The 5,922-nt window shown below is 41.8% G+C and carries 6 protein-coding genes and 1 pseudogene; 3 read left to right on the forward strand and 4 right to left on the reverse strand.

What is annotated here, in order from left to right:
• Nucleotides 1-209: 209 nt before the first annotated feature.
• The 3 genes and pseudogenes from K8S13_RS09695 to K8S13_RS09700 form a co-directional block, all read left to right on the forward strand.
• Nucleotides 210-371, forward strand: a pseudogene (locus tag K8S13_RS09695) (PAS domain-containing protein); the annotation flags it as partial.
• Nucleotides 355-510: a PAS domain-containing protein gene (locus K8S13_RS25675; protein ID WP_367172553.1), complete on the forward strand. Its 156-nt coding sequence runs from the start codon at nucleotides 355-357 to the stop codon at nucleotides 508-510. The pseudogene K8S13_RS09695 and the gene K8S13_RS25675, both read left to right, overlap by 17 nt.
• 65 nt (nucleotides 511-575) lie before the next feature.
• Nucleotides 576-737, forward strand: a complete 162-nt coding sequence (locus K8S13_RS09700) for a LuxR C-terminal-related transcriptional regulator (protein WP_291462246.1) — start codon at nucleotides 576-578, stop codon at nucleotides 735-737.
• Between the two features lie 580 nt (nucleotides 738-1,317).
• Here K8S13_RS09700 and K8S13_RS09705 read toward each other — a convergent pair.
• The 4 genes from K8S13_RS09705 to K8S13_RS09720 form a co-directional block, all read right to left on the reverse strand.
• Complete coding sequence (locus K8S13_RS09705; RefSeq protein WP_291462247.1) at nucleotides 1,318-2,154, reverse strand: thiamine pyrophosphate-dependent enzyme; 837 nt, start codon at nucleotides 2,152-2,154, stop codon at nucleotides 1,318-1,320.
• Entirely contained in the window at nucleotides 2,154-3,398 is a 1,245-nt protein-coding gene (locus tag K8S13_RS09710) for a hypothetical protein (protein WP_291462248.1), read from the reverse strand. The genes K8S13_RS09705 and K8S13_RS09710 overlap by 1 nt, the downstream gene beginning before the upstream one ends.
• A gap of 74 nt (nucleotides 3,399-3,472) precedes the next feature.
• On the reverse strand, nucleotides 3,473-4,210 hold the full coding sequence (locus K8S13_RS09715; protein WP_291462249.1) for an FAD-dependent oxidoreductase: 738 nt from the start codon (nucleotides 4,208-4,210) through the stop codon (nucleotides 3,473-3,475).
• 12 nt (nucleotides 4,211-4,222) lie between these two features.
• On the reverse strand, nucleotides 4,223-5,647 hold the full coding sequence (locus tag K8S13_RS09720; RefSeq protein ID WP_291462250.1) for an FAD-dependent oxidoreductase: 1,425 nt from the start codon (nucleotides 5,645-5,647) through the stop codon (nucleotides 4,223-4,225).
• Nucleotides 5,648-5,922: the final 275 nt, after the last annotated feature.

Genomic DNA, 5,922 nt, shown 5'->3' on the forward strand with positions numbered 1-5,922 from the left:
CTGACTGAATCTGAACCCGATAAAGCAGACAATTATCAGAAACAAAAACTGCACTCCTCTTCGGACTTCCTGGGAGCCCTTTTCTTCTTTAACCATTATTAAAAATTCCATCCCGTGCCCTCCTTAAGATATGACTTAACTATTAGGATATATGTTCAAACTAAACCTTAATCAAGGTTTAACTCTATAGGACTTTTATTTCAGGTAGGATGCTTTATACAAAAGTTGTTCATCCCGACGACTTGGAACGGGTAGCAGGAGAGGTTGCCAAATATAGTGTTGGGAAAGAACAAAAAAGATTTACTCATGAACCCTATCGTATTGTTACCAAAGACGGTAAAATAAAATGGATTAATGATCGTACAGACATCCGAAGAGACGAAATTTTACAAAGATTCGTATGGATGTTATACTGGATGCAACAAGGCTTTTGAGAATTTCATCGGCAAATCACGATCTGAAATCATTGGCAAGACCGTTTACGATATGGGGTCCACGGGTCAACACTGAATTGGGATACTCAAATCAATCTATACCGTCTGGTGATGGAAGGACTGAACAATGTCCGGAATGGGATGCCATCCCAAAAGATTGCAGACAAATTGTTCATCAGCCCAAAAAAAGTTGAGAACCACCGTGCCAGAATAATGCGCAAGCTTGATGTAAATAATATCATTGACCTGGCTCGCCATGCTGCCAAGATAGGCTTCATTGATCTGGATCTTTGGAAAAAATAATAACACACAACCCATCAATCTTCCGGGAAAGACCCCTCTATCATCTTTGGGAAATTCTCCCGGCCAGGATTTTTTCCCGGTAAAAAATAAGCCCTTTCACCTATTTACAATAAACATCAAGTTCAGTAATAATCTTTGTATTATAATAAATTTATTTATTGTTTGTTTAACTAAGAATCAGGCAGTTTCCCAAAGCCAATGGCAACCTGGAAAACAAAATAAGTGCTGTTAAAAAAGGCCCTGCCAACGGATATCCGGATTTAACAAATTTTATTCGCAGTACCAGGGGGCTCTGTCTCAAATATTCCAGGGAGAAAGGCCACATGTTATCAAAAAAAGAATATATTAAACGATCTGTAATAGATCGAAGGTCGCCTTTGGATAGGCGAATGTTCAATCTCGGTAAATATCCAGGTAAAGAGCAAAGAATGAAACAAGACAGGAGACAAGGCTGGGAAAGAAGATATGAATGGAAATCAATAGATCGCTTCACCAGCTTTTCCATACATTTTAAAATTCCTCAACCATATAAATCGCTATGATAGAAGTGCTCGCCTCTCTGTAAGGCATGATGTTCGACCTATTTGTTCCGTAAAATTTCTTGATAATGGGGTCTTTGCCTGTCCTGGAAAAAAATCCCGATACCATAGGGCTCGTTTTCAGCCATCCGCATGGCTGTCTCCATATTTTTTTCTTCTTTGCGTAGATTCAAATCATAAACATTCTCTTTAAGGTTCTTCCAGGTTCTGTTTTCCTTATCAAATGTCACGCAGGGGGTCAAAATCTGAATAAAGCTGAATCCCTGATGCAGTATTCCATCTTTGATGATCTGTTTTAACCCCTGGGGATCACCTGCATATCCTCGTGCTACAAATGATGCACCATAGGAGAGTGCAAGCTTAATAGGATTCAAAGGGGTATCCGGATTGCCCGCGGGATGGGAATTGGTCCTCATTTCATAGGGCGTTGTTGAAGAAGACTGGCCTTTGGTCAACCCGTAAATGGAATTATCAAACAAAAGAAAAGTAATATTGATATTTTTTCTTGCCACATGGGGCAGATGTCCGCCGCCAATTCCCAGGGCATCTCCATCCCCTGCAACGGCAAACACGGTCAGATCTTCTCTGGCAAGTTTTAATCCCGATGCCACAGGGATAGACCGGCCATGAAGGGTATGGAATCCATAGGAATTAACGAAAATCGGGGTTCGCCCGGAGCAGCCAATACCACTGACGGTTACAATATCTTCATGTTTCAACGCAAGTTCCCGGCAGGCCTTGTAAAAGGCATCGACAATTCCAAAATAGCCACAGCCCGGACACCAGGTGGGAAGATCTTGTGATCTGTATTGTAAAAAATCAATGTCTCTGACTATTTCTAATTTTTCATCCAGATATACTGATTCAATTATTTCCATTACATTTCCCTCATCTTTTCAAGAATATCCTCTGAAGCCATGGGACGGCCGGTGATAAAATTAAGTCTTTCAACAGGTCTTTTTAAAATTTGGGTTGCAAAATTGGCAAACTGTCCTGAAAAATTTAATTCAGGAATAAGAATTTTTTTGCATTTATCTGAAAACCCAATCAACTCTTTTTCAGGAAAAGGCGATACCATCATGGAGCTGAAAGAGGAGGCATTAATCCCTTCTTTTTGAGCAGACATGGCTGCCTCATGCGCGACCCCTGCTGATGATCCCCACGAGATAACACCAATGTCAAATTCATCCTTTTCAGTTGCCGATATTTCAGGTGCAGGTGCTTCAAGAAGAACCGTGTTGAATTTGCGATACCGTTTTTGAGTCATTTTCAGGTGGTTTGCATCGCTGTAATTTGGCCTGCCAGCCTCATCATGTTCCAGCCCGGTTGAAAAGAACATGCCGTCCGGCGTTCCGGGAATGGTCCGGGGTGAAATACCATTTTTTGTAATCTTATACCTCTGATACTCTTTAAGATCATCTTTTTCCGGCGCAATATTGGCATCAAGATATTTCGGTAAAGGCTTTTGCGGGATATCAATATTCCGGATACTGTTGGACAGGAAAAAATCCAGCAGCAATACCACAAGGGTCTGGTATTTTTCAGCAAAATAAAGAGCCAAAACAGTTGCCTCATAGCATGATTCTGTATCCGTGGGTGCAAGGACAATTCGTGGACAGTCACCCGTCCCTCCCAACACAGCACTATTAAAATCGCTCTGCTCTGTCTTGGTAGGGATTCCCGTTGAAGGGCCGCCTCTTTGTGAGCAAATAATCACAGCCGGCACTTCTGCCATGACAGACAGTCCTGTGAACTCTGTCATCAGGGCAAACCCGGGGCCCGATGTTGCCGTCATGGCACGTTTCCCGCCAAACCCGGCGCCGATAACAGCACCGATAGCCGCTATTTCATCTTCTGTCTGCAGCAAGGTTCCCCCATGCTTTGGCAATTCCCTGCTCAATATTTCCATAATCTTTGTCGCCGGGGTTATGGGGTATCCTGCATAAAATGAGAGATTGGCATCCAAAGCCGCCTGTGCCACCAGCTGATTTCCGTTTATAATAAGCTTTTCTTTTCGTTTTGGCGGGACTATTCCTTTGAAAGAGTGTGGATCAGTCTTTTTAATGTTTTCTTTTGTCCAGTCAAATCCTTTCAAAAAAGAATTCACATTGGAATCAACCACAATCTGTTTCTTCTTTGCATAACGTTGCTTTATGGAATCGATAAATCCTTGTTTATCTACATGAAAAAGGGCTGTTAAAACCCGAGAAGATTAAGAGCTGCCACCTCTCCCTGGACCACAGCATTAGGCCATCCAATGGATGTTGTATACCTGTTGATGGCGGGGTTATAAATCTGGGCACATGATCCACAGGCATAAATGCTGTCCATGTTTGTCTTTAAATACTCATTGACCAGGATACCATCGGTTAAATGATAGGGCCAGAATGCATCGGGATAGATCAGGATGGTCACGGTTTTACCCATGGAATTCAACATTCTTAAAAATTTAAACCCCACAAGATCACCACCAAGAATGAAAAAATCTTTTGCTTTTCGAATCGCTTCCTTAACCTCCATAACATCTGTATAGGAAGTGACAAATTTTAAATGATTTGCATACCCTGACATTGCGGGCAGCACCCGTGCACGGCTTCCCGAGGCAATGATGAGCTTTGAATATTTTATTTTTTCCATATGCTGTAAAAACAATAATTTTGAATCAGGATCGATTCGCTCAACCGCCTGACCGCATCGGATTCGGATATCTTTTAAGGCCCGATTATATAAATTGGGAGAATCTACCATGAGATCTTCTTTGGCTATCTCATCGGCAATAAAATCTGTTAATTTAGGTTTGTAATAATAAGGGACACACTCATCAGATATGATGGTGATTTTGGCATCTTTATCCTTTTGTCTTAAAATTGCTGCTGCATGGTTTCCTGCAGGCCCATTTCCTATGATGACATAATGATCGTTGTCAGGCATCATTCCTCCAATAAACTAAGTATCGATTTCAATGAGTTCTGTTTTAATCACACTGATACAATCCATGGGACAAACAGCCAGGCATTGTCCGCAACGAATACAATTAGCATTATCAATGGCAATGGATACGACCCTGCTCCAATCTTCTGTTTCTTCATATCTGCCATAGGTTCCATCCGGATTGACGAAAATATTTTCAATCATTTTAATACAATCTTTTGGTGCCACATCAATACAGGCTGAACAATAGATACAGGCCAGGGGATCAATCTCTCTTGATACGACAGCCTCATCAGGGGTCTGACCCAAAGCTGCAATGACCGAATCTACGGGAACTATAAATTGCGAATTCTCTATGGGAATGGAAATTCTATATGGCGGTGTATCGATTTTTTCCATCCGGGTTCGCTTAAACTCAACAGCAGTGACTTTATTGCCGTCCCCAATGATTTTTGACGGCTGGATAAGACTATATGTTTTAATCCCTTCAAACTCGGCTTCCTGCTTTTCAGTCTCATCAATCCGCATATATTCAATAGTTTTACGGATATTGATACTGACATCCGATGCACCAAGCCTTATGGCCGATCTTGCACAGTCAACTGCCGTGAACCCGGCACCAATCACGACCACTTTGTCACCGGCAAAGGGCGTTTGCCCCTCATTGACAGCTTTCATAAAATCAAGTCCTTTATGAACATTTTCAAGATCTTCACCTGGAATATCAAATTTTCTCGGAGTGACACATCCGGTTGCCACAACCACAGCGTCATATTCTTTCTCCAGCTGAGTAAGGGAGATGTCGGAACCAATGGCTTTGTTTGTTTTTAACTCAATCCCCAATCTGAGAATATTCTTAATTTCGAGCATCAGCAGATCTCTTGGCAGCCTGAACTCAGGTATCCCATACATCAGCATACCACCTGGTTTTTCCAACCTCTCGAAAATCATAACTTTATGCCCCAGAATGGCAAGATCATGGGCTGCTGCCAACCCGGCCGGGCCGGAACCAATGATAGCAACCCGTTTATCGGTCGGAGCATAAAGGCCTTCAATTATCCTGTGCGAACCAGGTTTCAGGTCTGCACAGGAACGCTTTAAATGACAGATACCAACACTTATGCCATTGTCCGGTTCTCCATGACGACAGGCAGATTCACAAGGTCTTGAACAGATACGCCCCAAAACACCGGGCAGGATATTGGCGCTGCGGTTTAATTCATAGGCTCTGCCATATCTTTTTTCATAAACCGCCCTGATATATCCCGGGATATTGGTTTTAGCAGGACAGACGTCCTGGCAGGGAACACTTTTAGCGACCTGGCCAAAATCTCTGATATCGGTTGAGTAGACAATCTGTTTTACAGACTGGACAGAATAAATCTTGTTTTTATCCTGAAAAAGTTTTTCTTCTTTTGAATAGAGATCATTTCTTTTCAATGTTTACCCTGTTATCCATAATAATTTAAAGAAAAAAATACGATCTTAATACTGCTGAAATAAAAAAATAGTGTATCGTTTTGTCAAAGGTCTGTCAAAATATTAAAATTGAAATTTAATTGGGATCTGCTTTATTTTTATTCGCTTTACTGGATATTTGCCATAAGGCCGGAGATTTCTCCGAAAAGAGCAGCCCAAAACCCGTTCCGACTGGCTCACCTTGCACTCTATAGTGCCTGAACGATTTTTTAAAGTTCTAAAAAGCCTTCCATTAA

It is taken from the genome of Desulfobacula sp. (genome assembly GCF_021107415.1).

Coding starts and splice junctions, on each gene's coding strand:
- K8S13_RS25675 (WP_367172553.1), top strand. CDS start 355: ATGATCGTACAGACATCCGAAGAGACGAAATTTTACAAAGATTCGTAT.
- K8S13_RS09700 (WP_291462246.1), top strand. CDS start 576: ATGCCATCCCAAAAGATTGCAGACAAATTGTTCATCAGCCCAAAAAAA.
- K8S13_RS09715 (WP_291462249.1), bottom strand. CDS start 4,210: ATGATGCCTGACAACGATCATTATGTCATCATAGGAAATGGGCCTGCA.
- K8S13_RS09705 (WP_291462247.1), bottom strand. CDS start 2,154: ATGGAAATAATTGAATCAGTATATCTGGATGAAAAATTAGAAATAGTC.